This is a genomic window from Fibrobacter sp. (assembly GCF_045112255.1).
Classification (GTDB): domain Bacteria; phylum Fibrobacterota; class Fibrobacteria; order Fibrobacterales; family Fibrobacteraceae; genus Fibrobacter.
Genome location: NZ_JBGUHR010000120.1, coordinates 1 through 16,260, shown reverse-complemented (window position 1 = coordinate 16,260; position 16,260 = coordinate 1). Strand labels below are relative to the sequence as shown.

Below are 16,260 nucleotides of genomic sequence, written 5' to 3'. Positions count from 1 at the left end.
AGTGGGTCAAAGATAGTAATTAGACGAGAGACGAGAGACGAAAGACGAGAGAAATGTGAGTGAAAAACGCTTGTAGCCGTGTCATTCTGAGCGGAGCCTGTAAGGCGAGAATCGCTAATAGCAAAAAAACAGGCCGCGTGAACGACCTGCTTTTCTTGTATCGCAATTTTATAGCTTTTGGCCTGGATTCCAGTAGTCGGTGGGTTGTTCGACGCCGCATTCTTTTGCAATGTAGACGGGTTCGAGGCCCTTCTTCTTTTGGTCGGTGTAGTTCTTGAGAGCTTTGATGGCGATTGGCGAGAGAATCAAGATGACAGGAATGTTCACGAGGACCATGAGGCCTTGGCAAAGGTCTGCGCTGTCCCAGGCGAACGATGCGCTGGAGGTGGCGCCTAAGAAGACGATGGCGGTCGCGATGGTCTTGAATACGTTGCGGATTTTCTTTGTGGGGCGCCTGTTCAAGATGAAGCGGAGGCAGCCTTCGGTGTAGTAGTAGTTGCCGATGAGCGTGGTGTAGCCAAAAAGGCACATGGAGAATGTGATGAAAATGGCGCCGTTGCTGCCGAGAACGGAGGCGAGAGACTTTTGTACGTAAATGATTCCCGAAACATCCTTGCTGGGCTCGATGTTGGTCGAGAGGCACATGAGGGCTGTGGCAGAGCAGATGAGGAGCGTGTCGATGAATACGGAGAGCGATTGTACGAGGCCTTGCTTGACGGGGTGCGAGACGCTTGCGCTTGCACTTGCGTTCGGGGCGGAACCCATACCGGCTTCGTTGGAGTAGAGGCCGCGCTTGATGCCGTACATGATGCAGCTTCCGGCGAAGCCGCCGAATCCTGCGTCAAACGAGAATGCGTTCTTGAAGATCGTGCTGAACATGGCGGGAACGTTTGATATGTTGTATATAATGATGCCGAAGGCGACGATGACGTAGATGGTTCCCATGAAGGGGACGAGGTAACTTGTGATGGTGGAAATTTTCTTCGCGCCTTCCCAGATGCAAAGAGCAAAGAGGGCGGCTAAAATAAAACCGATGATGAATGGTGTCGATGATTTGTCGTAGAATTTGAATCCAGAGAGGGAGTCTTGAATATTGTACGAGGCGAGCAGGTTGTAGCCCACAATGTAGGTGAGGAGCACGAATCCCGAGAAGAGAACGCCGAGCCAGCGCTTGCCGAGCGCAGTCTGGATGTAATAGGACGGTCCGCCGTAGGAGTGTCCTGTGACGTCGTCGTGTCGCTTGTAAATTTGGGCGAGGGTGGATTCTACGAATGCGGATGCTGCACCGAGGATGGCGATGACCCACATCCAAAAAATGGCTCCCGGTCCTCCGAGGCAAATGGCCGAAGAAACGCCGACGATGTTTCCTGTGCCGACGCGGGAGGCGGTCGAGACCATCAATGCCGCAAAGGACGAAATCCCGTGCTTGTGCAACGGCTTTTCGCGAGTGACGCGGAATGTTTCAATCAGATAGCGGACTTGCGGGAATCCCAAGCGAACCGAAAGAAATACCCCGGCTACAATCAAAAACAGCGGGACAATGTAGAAGTCATAAAGGGCGGTGTTCAGCGCCGAAACAATGGGTTGTAAGGGATTGAACATAGAATTCTCCTATTGGATAAATAGTAGAAAAATTTTTAAATTTGCCTGCCATGCAACCGTTAAGTAAGCGCACTGAAACTTTTACCGATTCCGTTATCCGCCGAATGACCCGCATCGCAAATGCTTGCGGGGCTATTAACTTGTCGCAGGGGTTCCCTGATTTTGACCCGCCGGAATTGCTCACGAGGCGACTTTCGGAGGTGGCTTTGACGGGTCCGCACCAGTATGCGATTACGTTTGGCGCGCAGAATTTCCGCGAGGCGCTGAGCGATAAGCAGTTCCATTTTAGCGGGCTGCGCTACGATCCGCAAAAAGAGATTGTGATTACTTGCGGCAGTACCGAAGCGATGATGGCATCGATGATGTCGGTCTGCAATCCGGGCGATAAGGTGGTGCTATTCTCGCCGTTCTACGAGAACTATTCTGCGGATACGATTTTGTGCGGGGCGACTCCGGTTTATGTGCCGCTTTCGCCGGTGGACTTGAGCTTTGATGCGAATGTGCTTGAAAGTGCGATGGCGCAGCCGGGCGTGAAGGCGCTTGTGCTTTGCAATCCGGCGAACCCGAGCGGTAAGGTCTTTTCGCACGAAGAACTTTCGATTATTGCAACGCTCGCCATCAAGTACGATTTGTATGTGATTACGGACGAAGTTTACGAGCATATCGTTTACGCTCCGCATCGTCATACTTATATTGCGACGCTCCCGGGAATGTTCGAACGCACGATTGAATGTAGCAGCTTGAGCAAGACTTACTCGATTACGGGTTGGCGCTTGGGCTATGTGCTTGCGGCGGAACCGGTTATGGAACGCATCAAGAAGGTTCATGACTTTTTGACGGTGGGTGCTGCGGCTCCATTGATGGAAGCGGCTGTGACGGCGCTTCGTTTTGACGACTCGTATTATACGGGCTTGCAGGCGCATTACACGCACATGAAGGATGTGTTTACGAGCGGCTTGCGCAATCTCGGGTTGCATTTTACCGAACCGCAAGGGGCTTACTTTGTGCTCGTCGATATTACAGAATTCGGATACGGTTGCCGCAGTGTTAGCGGAGTGCGCGAATCTTGTAGTGGTGTGAAATGCGCAGCTGGCACGTTGCCTGATGAACAATTCTGCATTGATATGGCGCAGAAGGTGGGCGTTGCTGCCGTTCCGGGTTCCAGCTTCTTCCGTGAACCGGTGGATCATCTTGTTCGCTTGCATTTTGCGAAGAAAGACGAAACGCTTTACGAAGCGCTCAACCGCTTGGAAAATTTGAAAAAGCTGAAACGATAGTTTGTATGATTTAATTTGTAATTAAAGGCGTGGCGAGATGCTGCGCCTTTTCTAGTTATAAAAAAATTGTATCATCAGTAATGAAATAATAGTATTGGACAAAAGTCTTTACAGAATCTATCATTGTGCGTACTAAAAACAACTCAACAATGGAGGATTCAATGAATATCTTTAAAAACCGTACGAAACTTTCGACTATTATTTTAGCTTCTGTTCTTTCTCTTTCTGCATGTTCTGATGACGATTCAAATTCTGTTGCCGCATCCTCCGAAGATCATGAAAACCATTCTACGGAAGAACATTCTGGTTCTACAGACGAACATTCCCATCATGCAACGGAATCTGGTGACCATAAATCGGCATCTAGCGGCTTGACGCTTGGCGATGAAAATATTAAGGATGGCATCATCTTTTTGCAGGATACGACGATTGATGGCGTGTTGACTGTGAACACTTCAACGCCGGGCGCAACCGTTCTGAAGAATGTCAAGATTACGGGAAATTTGCTGATCAAGCGCGCTGGCCGCGTGGATTTTTCGGGAAGTGCCGATGTGGTTCATGTCGGTAGCAGCAATACGGATGTCTATGCCTTTGAAGATGTCGCTCAAGTGAATGGTCACCATTTTATGGGCAAGAATAATACCTTCACGACCAAGAGATTTTCGGATTACCAGGAAGTTGATTGGACCGAAAAAGCGGCGCATCTTTCTACAGGAATTCATTTGTCTTACACGGTCACGGGTGGCGAAAAGGGAACTCCGGTTGTCTTGATTCATGGGCTTGCCGATGGGCGTGTTTCCTGGTCGCAGGTGGCTCCTCAGCTTGCCAAGAAGGGCTATCGCGTTTATGTTCCTGAATTGCGTGGCAACGGAAAGACGGACAAGCCTATTGAAGAATCTGCATATTCCATCAAGGATTTGGCAAAGGATATTGCGGCCTTTATTGATAAACTTGAACTGAAGAAACCGCATGTCGTCGGGCATTCTTTTGGCTCGTTTGTGGCTCAGGAATTGTCTATTTCGTATGCGGATAAAATCGGTTCCATCACATTGATTGGTTCGGCCGCTTCTGTGGAAAAGAATAACGCTACGATTGATTGGCTCTTGAACGGAACGGACGATAAATCATTTGATGGCGTTTACGCTTACGATTCAACGCAAAAGCTTCCTGATTCATTCTATGAAAAGTGGGGCAATAGCACGAATCTGGATAAGGATTTCCAGACCGCTCTCTTGGAACATTTGCACCAAGTTCCGTATTATGCTTGGAAATTCCTTGTCAAGAGCTTTGTTGCGGTTGACAATGCAAAACGTCTTTCTTCGATTTCGTCGAATGTGCAAATCATTTGGGGTTCTAAAGATGCTTTGTTCAACGAAAAGTCTCAGAAAACATTGCAGGATGGCCTCACGAAAGCTAAAAAGGTTGTGTTCCACGAAGTTGAAGGTGCTGACCACAACACGCATTGGGGCTCTGCTGCCGACGTAGAAACTGTGACGAGCTATATTGACGGCTTTATCAAGGATCAAAAGTAATTTAGTATGAATAAACGAATTGTCTTTTGCCTTTTGCTGCTGCTCGGGACTGCGTTCTCTCAGATTCGCCCAAAGCTAGACCTTTCTGGGATGGTGATGGTTCATGCTTATGCCGACTGGAATACGGATGAGTCGAAGGTTACGCACCGTTTTGAATCAATGTTGGATTTGAATTTTGACCTCCGTTTTAACGATCGCTGGTCTGCATGGCTTGAACTCGAAGCGATGGGAATGGCGATGAACGGAATGGCTGACATGGAAGGGATGGATATGGGCGATGATTCGTCGATGGATCCCGTGAATCCTGCTGTAGTCTTTAATGGGGCGTATATTCAATATGCTCGTTCGGAACGCACGTTCTTTCGCATTGGTGACCTGAAATTTTTTGAGGGTATTTTCAAGAACTATTATGATTTCGGGGACCCGCGCGATGACGCTGCCGGCATTTCGCAAAAGACGATTCGTGGTTTAGAATTTCAGTGGAATGGATTGCAATTTGATGTTGGCTTTGGTACGGCAAGCAATGATCAAAGTTGTCTTTATCATTTTATGTTTGGCGAGTACATGGGAATGGATTGCAAGGATGGTTATACGTATGAAGTTCATGCCGCATACGACCTAGAAATTGCAGATCAAGTTTTCCGTCCTTATTTTGATTACAAAAGTTATCAGCGTAAGGACTACAATGAACTTTATGCTGGCTTGGATGTGTCGCTATCTTTGGGATATTTTGCCTTTCACGGATTGTACGGATTTCATTCGGTGTTCCTAGCGAGTGACGATGCTGTTTCTAACCATGTCTTGTTAGCAGAACCGTCATTAGATATTTCGAGATTCTGCATTGTGGGTTCCTTGTTCTATGCGTTTATTGACGACCCGGTGCGTACAAGCTTAGAAATCACGACTCGACCGGAATACTTCTTTGTTGCGCTGGAACCGAGCGTTGCTGTGAATGAATATTGGAGCGTTGGTCTTCCTGTGGAATTACACACGAACAGCTTGGATAAAAAGGATAATTTGGGTTCTGCGCGCGTTGGTGGACGATTCTACTTCAATGTTCCTGATTATAAAATCGATATTATCTCGATGGTGTTGGTGGATATCCCGTATGGCGATGATTGGCCGTCTGAAGAAAATAAAAATGATCCTTCCTTTATATTTGGCGTAGAAGCAATGTTTGACTTCTAGGGGTTCATGTGAAAAAGATTGTATTACTTTGTATTTTACTGAGTTCCTTGGCTATGGCGCGATTTGATTGCTGCGCCCGCAAACGTGCAACAATCAAAAAAGAGGAAACGTCTTTGACGTTTTCGGTGGGTGTGGTCCGTGAAGATGATGAAGCGTTGTTAAAAAAAGCTTCGACATCGCTTGCCAAGGAATCTATCACTTTGCAGGTGAAAAAGTGGGATACCCAGGAACATGCCAACGAGGCGCTTGCCAAGGGCTTTGTGGATGGCTTGTATATCGACAGCCTTTGGTTTAACGCGGATTCGGATAAGAAAGAAGTTCTTTTGAGGCTGAAAAAAGAAATAGGAAAATGAAAATCGGCTAGCCGAGGTCTTTGATTTTTCTATCTTTGCCAAGCTATGGTTGATGCTATTTTAAATAGGTTCTATAAACCTTCGAAATTCAAGAAGAACGGGGATGTGAAGGATGTGCTCGTGGTGGCGCTCCCGATGCTTTTGTCGATGTCGTTTGATACGTTCATGACGTTCATCGACCGCTTGTTCCTCTCGAAGCTTGGCCCTGCCGAAATGAATGCGGCGCTTGGGGCGGGTGCGGTGCAGCTTGCGCTCACGATGTTTTTTACGGGCGCGATTAGCTATACGACGGCAATGGTGGCGCAGCGTCTGGGGGGCAAGAAACGCTGGGATTGCGCTCGCGTGTTCATGCAGTCGGTGTACCTGTCGCTGATTTCCGTGCCGCTTTTGTACCTCACGATTCCGCTGGGGCATTTTGCTTTTGGACTGGAGCATTTGCCGGCGGACCAGCTCGAATACCAGAAGACTTATTTTAACATCTTGATGTTCGGCGGTGTGATTAACTTGTTGCGTAATGCGGCGCCGTGCTTCTTTAGCGGTATTGGCGAAACCAAGGTCGTGATGAAGGCTGCGTTTGTCGGCATGCTTGTGAACGTGGCATGCAATTTCGTGTTGATTTACGGATGCGGCCCTGTGCCTGCGATGGGGGTCGCAGGTGCTGCTTATGGTACGCTTATTGGCAATGTAGTTTCTACGGTGATTCTGTTTGCGAAGTTCTTTAGCAAAAGTTGCCATCGCCGGTTCCGTACGCGTTTTGCGTTTGCGTTTAGCTGGCCGTTGACGCGTGAACTTCTGAAAAAGGGAATTCCGTCTGGTGTCGAAATGTTCCTGAACATGGCGGCGTTCCAGTCGTTGATTTTGATGTTCCATGCGCTTGGACCTGAGTCGGCGACGGCTTCATCGATCATGTTCAACTGGGACTTGGTGGCGTATGTGCCGCTGATGGGGCTGGAAGTCGCTTCAACGAGCTTGGTGGGGCGTTATGTGGGCGCGAAAGATGGGGCTGCGGCGACGCGCTCGACTTATTCCGGGCTTAAGCTTGGCTGGGGCTATTCCTTGGTGATGGGCGTTTTCTTCATCTTCTTGCCGGGAGTGCTGACGGACATTTTTAAGCCGGATGTCGTGGAGGCCACAGAAAGTGCGCTTGCGATTTTTAATGCGGCTCGTCCGATGAGCATGTTCATGTTGCGGATTGCGACGTTCTACATCTTTGTCGAAGTCCTGCTCGTGATTTATGCGGGCGCTCTCCGCGGTGCGGGCGATACGGTCTGGGTGATGCTTGCTTGCGGAATTATGAACTGGTTTGTGGCGATTGCCTTGTACATCGTGGCTTACGTCTTCCATCTGCCGGCCCATTACGCTTGGATTGCCGTTGTTGCTGTTTATAGCACGGCTCCGGTAATTTTCTGGCGTCGCTGGAAGAGCGGAAAATGGCGTAAGCATGTGATGAACGCCCGGTAACATGCAAAAATTGTAGATTCTAGGCTTTTTTACAACTTTTAACTAGGTTAATCGAAGTGCCGTAGGTATATTTATATTGCCTGCGGCCTTTTTTTTGTTTTGCTTTTTGGTGGTGGCAATTTTTTGCAAAAGCCGTGGGTGAGGATTGGAATTGGATATGAAGAAAAAACACGTCATTGCGAGCGTAGCGAAGCAATCTATTCTTTTATTTTTGGCAACTATCGCGTTTGCTGCCCCGCCGTCTAATTTTAGCGGCTGGGAACTCGTTTTTGAAGACAATTTTGACGGCACATCTTTGGATAAAAAGAAGTGGAACCCGACTTATAACTGGGGACCGACGCACAACCACCGCGCTTATTGCGCCGAAGAAAATGTGATTGTATCCGATGGTACGCTCAAGCTCAAGGGTGAAAAGAAAAAGCATCCCAAGGCTACGGGTGACCGCTCCAAGGCGAAGTTCAACAATAAGGAAATTCCAGTCGATTACACTTCGGGTGCAATTGACACGAAGGGTAAATTCGAGGTCAAGTACGGCTATATCGAAGGGCGTTTTAAGGCCCCGTGGCAAAAGGGAACTTGGCCTGCGTTCTGGACTTTGCAAGACGGCTGGCCTCCAGAAATTGACATTTTGGAAATCCCCGCATCGCGCAAGCAGCACCATTACTATCTGCATTACACCGACCCGAGTTGGTACAGCAGTCATGGTTCGGCGTGGGATCACGAAGCCTCTTTTGGCGGTCATAAGGACGACAATGTGGACCGCTCGGCGGACTTCCACACGTATGCGGTGGAATGGGACGAATCGACGCTTAGTTTTTATTTTGACGACAAAAAGTTTGCAAGTTACAACCGCCCGACCGAAATCAAGCAGCTTTCGGCGCAGTACATCATCGTGAATTTGGCGATTGGCGGCTGGGCGGGCGACGATATCGAAATCACCTCGGACAAGCCTGCGTATTTTGAGGCGGACTGGGTGCGTGTATGGCAAGCGAAACCCGCAAAGCCAGATACCGTGCGCATCATGTCCATGAATTTTGGCACATGCATGACGAGGACCGCCGAGGACAAACTTGCGCTGGGTGATTGCAGTGGCGATAATGCGATTGCAACGATGACACCGCTTTCATCGACGACTTACCGCATCAACTTTGGCGATATCTCGCTCGATACGCCGAATGAATCAACTGAGGCTGGCATAACGATGAGCCTTTACAAGTGGAACGGTGGCGCTCACCAGAAAGTGGCTATGGAAAAGCAATCGGGTTACGAAGGCAATGTAGTCCGCATGAAAATGCAACACAGCAACATGTACCTCCGTGCAACGACGGATGGCGAACGTGTGGTACAGAGCTGGGCCGATGACTGGGAATGGAACCAGATGTGGCGCTTGCTCAAGCTTAATGAAAAAATCCCGTCGAAGGATTCGACGATTGGTTTGCGTGAAGTCTCGCGAACTCCAGCTTCGTCCTACGGTGCTAATGTTTTCCGCAAGAACGGGATGCTTTACGTGCAGTTCGGCGATCGTAACGGGGGCGTACCTAACAATAATGGCACGAAGCTTGAGCCTCGTGCCTACGATTTCAAGGGTCGAATGATCAAGTAATTTACTCTTTTCTCTTATACCCGCTGAGCCCGAGCAAAATCAGGGCCGGCGTGTAGAAGTACCATACAAAGTTGTTAGCGACTGTTGCCACGATTTCTTGAACGCTGTGGTCTTCGCCGGTCGCAAGTGAAATGCCTACGCACACATCGCAGCAGACGAATAGAATCATGCCGCGCTTGATGTTCCTGGCGTTTTTAGCAGGGAAGTATCCCTTCTTTGGAACTTGGAGGGCGACGGCGAGCGAACAGAACAGGAATGAAGCGTAAGTGGCGATAATTGGAACGGTTGGTCCGTCGAAAATGCGGAATAGGTGAAGCGCGTTCGTGATGAACATGACCGTAAACGGAATAATTAAAATCCACGGTGAGCTTTTGTCTGTATCGCTAGTGCGTGTGTGGCGGTAAATGAAAAGCGCCTGCACGACCATAAAGAAGCAAATGCCAAGTAACGTGTAGTCGCTACGGTGCTCTAACACGTGCGCGTAATTATGCATGATTTTTAAGCAAAAGTCTGCACACAGAGCCATGGCGAAACCTGCTTGCAAAAAGTTACGGTCGCGCTTGCACAGGCAATTCCCGCCAATGAAAAATACGACAATTGTCATGATGGCAGTAACCGCGAACTTCGCGATGTTTTGATAATTACTGCTTTCAACGAGGCACTGCTCGACAGCGCCGCAGTTGTAAAATACAAGCCAGTCTCTCACGAAGAAAGTAATCATGAGAATCCCGACGATAATAATAAGCGAAGTTATAAGAGTTTTCTTGTTCATAACGTATAATATAATCAATTTTATCTTAATTCAACTTCTTCAAAACGATATTTTTGCTTGATGTCTGGGTATTTCTCGTGATCGACTTCGCTTAAAAACATAGACTTCTCGCGGAGCCAAACAGTGTTGTCGCCGTAAAGAGCGCGGTAGATGACGTATTCTTCTTCGGTCTCGGAATGCTTTGCGATTCCTTCGACAATGTAGTAGCGGTTTTTGAAGTGCTTGTAAATGCCGTGTATTTTAAGTTCTCTGTTTTCCATAAATTTTATCCCTAGTATTCAATTTTTTCAAGTTTTTGAAACTTGTTACAGTTTATGAAACCTCTTTTACATCATACGTAAAATTTTGAAATGCGAAAAAATTATTTGTTTTTTAATTTACCTTATTTCGTACGGATTCGCAAGAGCTTTTGTTATATTTTGACATGTAAAAGCGCAAGAAATCTTGCATCAGGAGGCGTAAAATGATTTCTTTGAATGACTATCTGTTTTCTGGAAATACGGTGCTGAAAATTTTGCACCAATATTCAAATGATCTCAGAAACAGTGCTAAGGAAACGCATAATAGCATCGATCTTGCGCATTCGAATTTTCTGATCCAGATTATTGAACTTTTGGAGCACAACGACTTCTTGACTTCGCAATCTCAACGGATCAAAGAATTCTACAAGTACATGACGAGGGAATATCCTTTCTTGGCGTTTACGTTCAAGGGACGCATCAAGTCCTTGATTCGTGCTGAAGAAAAATTCAATGGGTATATCCTTGAATTTGTTTACAACTATTACAAGAAAAATGGATCATTCCCGTCTGAAGCAGAAATTAAAAGCACACTGAATTTTCGTGATTTGATTGCTTATCGAATCGTTATTTCGATGCCCGCTTGCCACATCAAGAAGGGCGAAGATCGCGCTGAAGTTGAACGGAAATACCTCTACGAAATCGCGAATGTGATGCCGGAATTTTTGGAAGAGCGTGGATTTACGCCAGAAATTTCAAGGCATAAGGATGGCGGTCATTGCGACTTGCTGAAAGATGCTGTCCAGCCGTATTACCATGATTCGGTGGCGACTCCGCGAAGCTCCGGTTACCAGTCGTTGCACATAACGATGTATGATAATCTAGCCCGTTGCTATACGGAAGTGCAACTTAGGACAAAGGATATGGATGATTTTGCTGAAATCGGTGATGCGAACCATTTTGGCTATGAAAAAACGCAAGAAACAAGACGTTCTAAGCACGATCAAATTCCAAGCGGCGAATGCGTATACTTTGATGATGCTTATGAGCGCCTGACAAAATTGCAGGAACTTGAGCTATCGAAATTGGATGTGAACATGTTCAAGGCTATCAACAATCAATTAATCAATGATGGCTGCGGACTTTTCAGAGGACGCCAAATATTGCCGTTCGAACACCTGTCGAGATTCCAAAACGACTTGATCGATTAAGGATACTTCGCGCCGGGAATGTCCTTGAGGATTTCTTTCCAGAAATCGCGGAATTCTTTGTCGGTGACGGTTCCGCCTGCTGTGAGCAATCGGTAGTGTTCGCCTTGCCAAACATAATCGACGGGGGAGGCGCCAAAACCGTTGCGTTGGTAAAATTCACGGCGGCGGTTCCTACGCTCAAGTTCCTCCGCGTTTTTGGAATCTTCTTCAACTTCGATATCGACGACTATGCGTGAGTCCGGATGCTTTTCGCGGATGGCCTGCAAAATTTGTGAGCCGTACCCGCGAGAGCGCAGTTCTGGCACAACTGCGAAATAGACGATGTTCGTGATGTCGCCGTATGTGATGGAATTCGAAAATCCGCAGAACTTTGGGGTCACGGCGTTCTCGCCTTCATTCTTTTCGAAAAACGCCCAAAATTCCCGCTTGATTTTGTCGTCGAGCAATTGCTTTATCGGAATACGTTCGTTTGCCGGGAACGCCGATTCGTACAACTCCCGAACTTGCGGAAGATACGGGGATTTCTTTGTGACATCGAAAAACTGGAGCATTTGTGGAAAGAATATAGTATATATTTACCCTTATGAAATCTTTTGAAAATAAAGTGGTCGTAGTGACGGGTGGTGCGCACGGGATAGGTGCTTCCATCGTGAGTGAATTCGAGAAAGAGGGGGCGAAGGTCGCGTATATTGACATTCGTGAGAATCCTTGCTTTGTCGGGGACTTGTCAAAAAAAGACGTCCTCGAAAAGTTTGCGCAGTTTGTCCTCGAAAAATATGGGCACGTAGATGTGCTAGTGAATAACGCGCTCCCGCTGATGAAGGGGGTTGACGAATGTAGTTACGAAGAATTCAGCTATGCGCTAGCCGTCGGCGTGACGGCTCCGTTCTACCTTGCAAAACTTTTCTCGCCGTATTTTGCAAAGGGCGCAAGCATTATAAACATTTCGTCGTCTCGCGACCGTATGAGTCAGCCGCAGACGGAAAGCTATACGGCGGCGAAGGGCGGAATTGCCGCCCTGACTCATGCGCTTGCCATGAGTTTTGCGGGCCGCGTCCGCGTGAATTCAATTTCACCGGGCTGGATCGATACGGATTTCAAAATTTATGAAGGCCCCGATGCTTCGCAACAGCCTGCGGGCCGCGTCGGCAATCCGCTTGACATCGCGAACATGGTGCTTTACCTCGCGAGCGATAAGGCTGGCTTTATTACCGGCGAAAACATTTGCATTGACGGTGGCATGACCCGCCAAATGATTTACCACAATGATTGTGGCTGGAATTTCAAGGAGAAAGTATGAATAAATTTATTCCATTTATCGTGGCGTGTGCTATTGCGTTTGTCGGTTGCGACGAATCAAAAATTTCTACGGAAAATAAGGTCACGGCGAATACGCCATCTGTCGAGGGAACGGAATCTCGGACGCTCGCGAACGGGGCTACGGTCACTTGGATCCAGGATAACGAGGGTAAAAAGTTTATGCCTCGCGAACTGTTCAGCGATGCGAGCGATACTCTTTATGAAAGCTTGAGTATGCTTGCGGGACTTCCGGCTTCTGTGAGCACTTTCTTGGTGAAAACGGATGGCAAGTATATTTTGTTTGATACAGGTCTTGGCGCGTGGGGCGGGCAGCTTTTAAAGCGTCTTGCGGCATTGAACGTGAATCCGGATTCTATCGGGCTTGTTTACTTGACGCATTTTCACGCAGATCACATTGCGGGACTTGTGAAAAATGGCAGTGCCGGGAAAATGGAAAAGGTTTTCAAGAACGCAGCCGTTTATGCCGGCAAGGTGGAATATGATGCTTGGATGAACGATATTCCAAAAAGTGATTTGCAAAAGAACATCATGGCTCTTTACAAGGATAGCCTTCATTTGTTTGCGTTCGGTGACAGCCTCCCGCATGGAGTGCTTGCAATGGATGCCGTTGGCCACACGCCGGGACATACTGCCTTCCAAATTTCAAACTTACTCGTGATTGGTGACTTGATGCATGGCTATGCTTTGCAAAAGGACCATCCCGAAATCAATTCTAATTACGACATGGACAAAGCAAAATCTGCCGAGAGCCGCAAACGCATTATGCAATACGCTCGCGAAAACAAACTCCTGATGGCCGGAATGCACTTGCCGCCTCCGGGATTCGCGGAGTAGTTTTTTCTGCGGAATTTTAATTACCAGAACAGGTTTTTGTAGCTAGTTCCGAGTGCGTCGGCGAGGCGGTGAGCCATCTTGCGACCGATGGGTTCCTTGCCTCGTTCCATCGCAGATACTTGTTGCTTGGTAATACCTGCTTTGTCTGCCAGCTGTTGCTGCGTATAGCCGAAGGTTGTTCGCAAAAGTTTCAAGCTTTCTGCAGGAGTGGATCTGGCTTCCGTTTCCTTGAACCAGTCGGTGTCCATAATGTTTATGGATTCTTCGTTGTTATCGCACTTGATTTCCTCTACATTTGGAAAAGCTGACTTTAAGAATATAACGAGATAGTCGGGGATGTTTTTCCCTTCGAATGTAAAAACAGTCCCGTTTTTTGCCTTGCTAGTAAGGCGCATTTTCACGGCTTCCAACATAGGTAACCTCCAGTTCAATTCCTTTAATCGTTTCAATCCAGCATGCCGCCCAGTGGTATGATAGGTGACAATGATGCGTATTTGAGTTCGCTAGTTTTCTGTAGTTTGGCCAATTTGGTAAGACTGGCCCTTTCTCGTGCAAGTCTCTTACCAATTTGGCGAAGAGAACTTGCTCTTTTTGTGGCATAAGCCTTACGGCTTTTAGGATTTTGGGTTTTGTTATTACATCCATAATATATGAAAATTCTTTTCTCCTGTCAAGAAAATTTCTTTACTTCTATAATGAAAAAACACCAAGAAAAAACTTGGAGTTTTAATCTACAATCGAAAAATGTGAAAAAGGTGAAATCCCTAAATTTTGCAAACAACCGTTTGCGAAATGCTTTATTTTGTCGCCTAAGGTTGTCGAATGCTGACGCTAATGAGCGTTGTGATTGGATTTTTCAAATACAATTTTGCTGAAAGTCTTGTAGTGGTCGGTGGTGTAATAAATGTTACAGCCGCTGCTGTAAACTAGGCGGTTTGTGCCGCGATTGTCTCCAAAGTAATCGACATCGGCTTCGTAGTAATATGCCGTTGGAAGTCTTCCTTCGCGGTTGTCAAAGTAGTCTCCGCCGATCATTACGCCGAGTGTCGTATGCGGATTGAAATTCCATTTCACAAAAGTTTTGCCGGTCTTTTGTTCGTAAAGCTTTATACCCTCGCTCTTGGTGACGTAATAGGATGGCAGACGGTCATTGTCGCAAATGTATTTTGCGACGTGGAGCCTTGATGTGTATTCCTTTTCGGCCGGATTTTCTTTGAGCAGGCAGACTTTTTTCTTGCGGGGAGCATTATCGGGGGTTGTGTAAACGACGTATATGTCGAATGCAAATGCCAAAGCGATGCATATTGCGGCTATTATTGCAATCTTGGATTTTTTCGCCTTACGATTTTCTCTGTGAGTTGGGTTGGATGCTGCTTGCTCTTCTCGTGAGGTGACGCCTTCAAGAAAACCCTTTTCGATTTTTGCGCCTTTCTCGGTTTTGCCGAAGCTACAAATGATGATGGTATCACCGACTTTCGGCGGTCTTGCGGGATGCCCTAAAGCTGAAATATGGACAAAGTACTTTGTTCCGTTTGCGGTGGCAAAACCGAATCCTTTTTCTTCGTTCCATTGCGTGATTGTAGCTTTGTTTGTGATGGGCATGGTGAAACCTTTGGGCGTTGATAATTACTTTTTAAATGTAAAAAAAGAAGTTGATTTCGATCAACTTCTTCTGCATTTCCTATGTTCTGTTGTCATTCTTTCTTTATTTTAGATGAAATGATTTATATTTGTGGGGTGTATTTAATTAAAGGGTTTTATGTTTTTTTGATATTGTTATGGGCAGAAAAAATATTGCAATTTCTTGTTTGATGATGTTGTTCCTTGCGGCGTGTGGTGAAAATGGCGACAAATCCGTTAGTCTGGATGATGAACCTGTAAGCGCGGAAAATAGTAGCTCGTCGAGCTCGGTAAAATCTTCTAGCTCAAATGCGACGTCTAGCAGTGTAATGTCTGCGATGCCCTGCAAAACAGATAGTGCGGACACTTGTGAATATGGTTCTTTGACTGATCAGCGTGATGGTCGAACGTACAAGATTGTAAAAATTGGTGATCAGTGGTGGATGGCGGAAAATCTGGATTATGAATCAGCAGATAGCTACTGTTACAAAGATACTGCATCTAATTGTGTTAAATATGGTCGTCTTTATACTTGGGCTGCAGCCATAGACAGTGTTGGGCTTTTTGGTAAAAATGGCAAAGGATGCGGCGATGGCATTAAATGTACTCCAGCAGAACCGGTGAGAGGCGTTTGTCCAAGCGGCTGGCATTTGCCTAGCTATGGTGAATGGTTCGCCTTGTGCTCTGCTGTGGGGGATTATCCTGGTCGGGATCTCAAATCATCTACGGGTTGGTATGGAACTGATGTTTATGGTTTTTCTGTATTGCCTGCTGGAATTAGTTTTAGCGAAGGCTCTTTTGGCGGTGAGGGGAGTGCTGCGTATTTCTGGAGTTCTACAGAAGCCGGTAGCGGATTTTCGTACAGTATGCAACTTAATTCCAATGATGTTAGAGTGTTTCTGGATGTCGAATACAAATTCGAAAGGTTTTCAATACGTTGCGTAAAGGACTAAATGTAATCCATATGGGATCATAATGAGGACTTTAATGCTTTATATATACTTTGCTTGAGCTTGAAGACGTTCCCTCCATTGTTCTGGTCAAAAAAGCTCTTTTTCTTGATTCTATTTCCTAATTCCGAAATCCTAATTCCGAATTTACTATATTCTACCGCGGAACATTTTACTTAACAGAGGTTCAAAAAAAATGAATTATTTCAACTCTATCCCTATGCGTCGCCAACTCGAAGAAATTGGCCACTGCCGTTTCATGGAACATTCTGAATTCAGCCGTGGTGTTGAAGCCCTC

The 16,260-nt window shown here is 46.7% G+C and carries 16 protein-coding genes; 10 read left to right on the top strand and 6 right to left on the bottom strand.

What is annotated here, in order from left to right:
- Window positions 1-168: 168 nt before the first annotated feature.
- Entirely contained in the window at window positions 169-1,602 is a 1,434-nt protein-coding gene (locus ACJMM9_RS15460; RefSeq protein ID WP_405328922.1) for an alanine/glycine:cation symporter family protein, read from the bottom strand.
- A gap of 50 nt (window positions 1,603-1,652) precedes the next feature.
- On the opposite strand from ACJMM9_RS15460, the gene ACJMM9_RS15455 reads away from it, so the two are divergent.
- The 6 genes from ACJMM9_RS15455 (at window position 1,653) to ACJMM9_RS15430 (ending at window position 9,016) form a co-directional block, all read left to right on the top strand.
- Window positions 1,653-2,879, top strand: coding sequence for a pyridoxal phosphate-dependent aminotransferase (locus tag ACJMM9_RS15455; protein WP_405328919.1), 1,227 nt, complete (start codon window positions 1,653-1,655; stop codon window positions 2,877-2,879).
- Window positions 2,880-3,040: 161 nt separating this feature from the next.
- On the top strand, window positions 3,041-4,411 hold the full coding sequence (locus tag ACJMM9_RS15450) for an alpha/beta fold hydrolase (protein WP_405328916.1): 1,371 nt from the start codon (window positions 3,041-3,043) through the stop codon (window positions 4,409-4,411).
- A gap of 6 nt (window positions 4,412-4,417) precedes the next feature.
- The gene (locus ACJMM9_RS15445; RefSeq protein WP_405328913.1) at window positions 4,418-5,599 is read left to right on the top strand and encodes a hypothetical protein; all 1,182 of its coding nucleotides are present in this window, start codon (window positions 4,418-4,420) and stop codon (window positions 5,597-5,599) included.
- Window positions 5,600-5,607: 8 nt separating this feature from the next.
- Window positions 5,608-5,952 (top strand): hypothetical protein, encoded by a 345-nt coding sequence (locus ACJMM9_RS15440; protein ID WP_405328910.1) that lies wholly within the window; start codon window positions 5,608-5,610, stop codon window positions 5,950-5,952.
- A 45-nt stretch (window positions 5,953-5,997) separates the two neighbouring features.
- Window positions 5,998-7,413 carry an MATE family efflux transporter gene (locus ACJMM9_RS15435; RefSeq protein WP_405328907.1) on the top strand — a complete coding sequence of 472 codons (1,416 nt, stop codon included), beginning with the start codon at window positions 5,998-6,000 and terminating at the stop codon, window positions 7,411-7,413.
- A gap of 157 nt (window positions 7,414-7,570) precedes the next feature.
- Window positions 7,571-9,016, top strand: a complete 1,446-nt coding sequence (locus ACJMM9_RS15430; protein ID WP_405328904.1) for a family 16 glycosylhydrolase — start codon at window positions 7,571-7,573, stop codon at window positions 9,014-9,016.
- A gap of 1 nt (window position 9,017) precedes the next feature.
- Here the strand turns inward: ACJMM9_RS15430 and ACJMM9_RS15425 are convergent, their stop codons facing one another.
- Window positions 9,018-9,788: a lysoplasmalogenase family protein gene (locus ACJMM9_RS15425; RefSeq protein WP_405328901.1), complete on the bottom strand. Its 771-nt coding sequence runs from the start codon at window positions 9,786-9,788 to the stop codon at window positions 9,018-9,020.
- Window positions 9,789-9,808: 20 nt separating this feature from the next.
- Window positions 9,809-10,048, bottom strand: coding sequence for a DUF1653 domain-containing protein (locus tag ACJMM9_RS15420; RefSeq protein WP_405328898.1), 240 nt, complete (start codon window positions 10,046-10,048; stop codon window positions 9,809-9,811).
- Window positions 10,049-10,251: 203 nt separating this feature from the next.
- Here ACJMM9_RS15420 and ACJMM9_RS15415 point away from each other — a divergent pair, with 203 nt between their 5' ends.
- Window positions 10,252-11,238: a guanosine polyphosphate pyrophosphohydrolase gene (locus ACJMM9_RS15415; RefSeq protein WP_405328895.1), complete on the top strand. Its 987-nt coding sequence runs from the start codon at window positions 10,252-10,254 to the stop codon at window positions 11,236-11,238.
- Here ACJMM9_RS15415 and ACJMM9_RS15410 read toward each other — a convergent pair.
- Window positions 11,235-11,789, bottom strand: coding sequence for a GNAT family N-acetyltransferase (locus ACJMM9_RS15410; RefSeq protein ID WP_405328893.1), 555 nt, complete (start codon window positions 11,787-11,789; stop codon window positions 11,235-11,237). The genes ACJMM9_RS15415 and ACJMM9_RS15410 overlap by 4 nt on opposite strands.
- Window positions 11,790-11,821: 32 nt before the next feature.
- Here ACJMM9_RS15410 and ACJMM9_RS15405 point away from each other — a divergent pair, with 32 nt between their 5' ends.
- Both ACJMM9_RS15405 and ACJMM9_RS15400 read left to right on the top strand, forming a co-directional pair.
- On the top strand, window positions 11,822-12,538 hold the full coding sequence (locus ACJMM9_RS15405) for an SDR family oxidoreductase (RefSeq protein WP_405328890.1): 717 nt from the start codon (window positions 11,822-11,824) through the stop codon (window positions 12,536-12,538).
- The gene (locus ACJMM9_RS15400; RefSeq protein WP_405328887.1) at window positions 12,535-13,392 is read left to right on the top strand and encodes an MBL fold metallo-hydrolase; all 858 of its coding nucleotides are present in this window, start codon (window positions 12,535-12,537) and stop codon (window positions 13,390-13,392) included. Before ACJMM9_RS15405 ends, ACJMM9_RS15400 begins: the two co-directional genes overlap by 4 nt.
- A gap of 20 nt (window positions 13,393-13,412) precedes the next feature.
- On the opposite strand, the gene ACJMM9_RS15395 is transcribed toward ACJMM9_RS15400, so the two are convergent.
- On the bottom strand, window positions 13,413-13,805 hold the full coding sequence (locus tag ACJMM9_RS15395) for a helix-turn-helix transcriptional regulator (RefSeq protein WP_405328884.1): 393 nt from the start codon (window positions 13,803-13,805) through the stop codon (window positions 13,413-13,415).
- A 418-nt stretch (window positions 13,806-14,223) separates the two neighbouring features.
- Window positions 14,224-14,994 carry a ribonuclease domain-containing protein gene (locus ACJMM9_RS15390; protein ID WP_405328882.1) on the bottom strand — a complete coding sequence of 257 codons (771 nt, stop codon included), beginning with the start codon at window positions 14,992-14,994 and terminating at the stop codon, window positions 14,224-14,226.
- Between the two features lie 176 nt (window positions 14,995-15,170).
- Between ACJMM9_RS15390 and ACJMM9_RS15385 the strand changes: the two genes are divergently transcribed.
- A complete protein-coding gene (locus ACJMM9_RS15385) occupies window positions 15,171-15,965 on the top strand; it encodes a fibrobacter succinogenes major paralogous domain-containing protein (RefSeq protein WP_405328879.1) in 795 nt (264 codons plus the stop codon).
- Window positions 15,966-16,260: the final 295 nt, after the last annotated feature.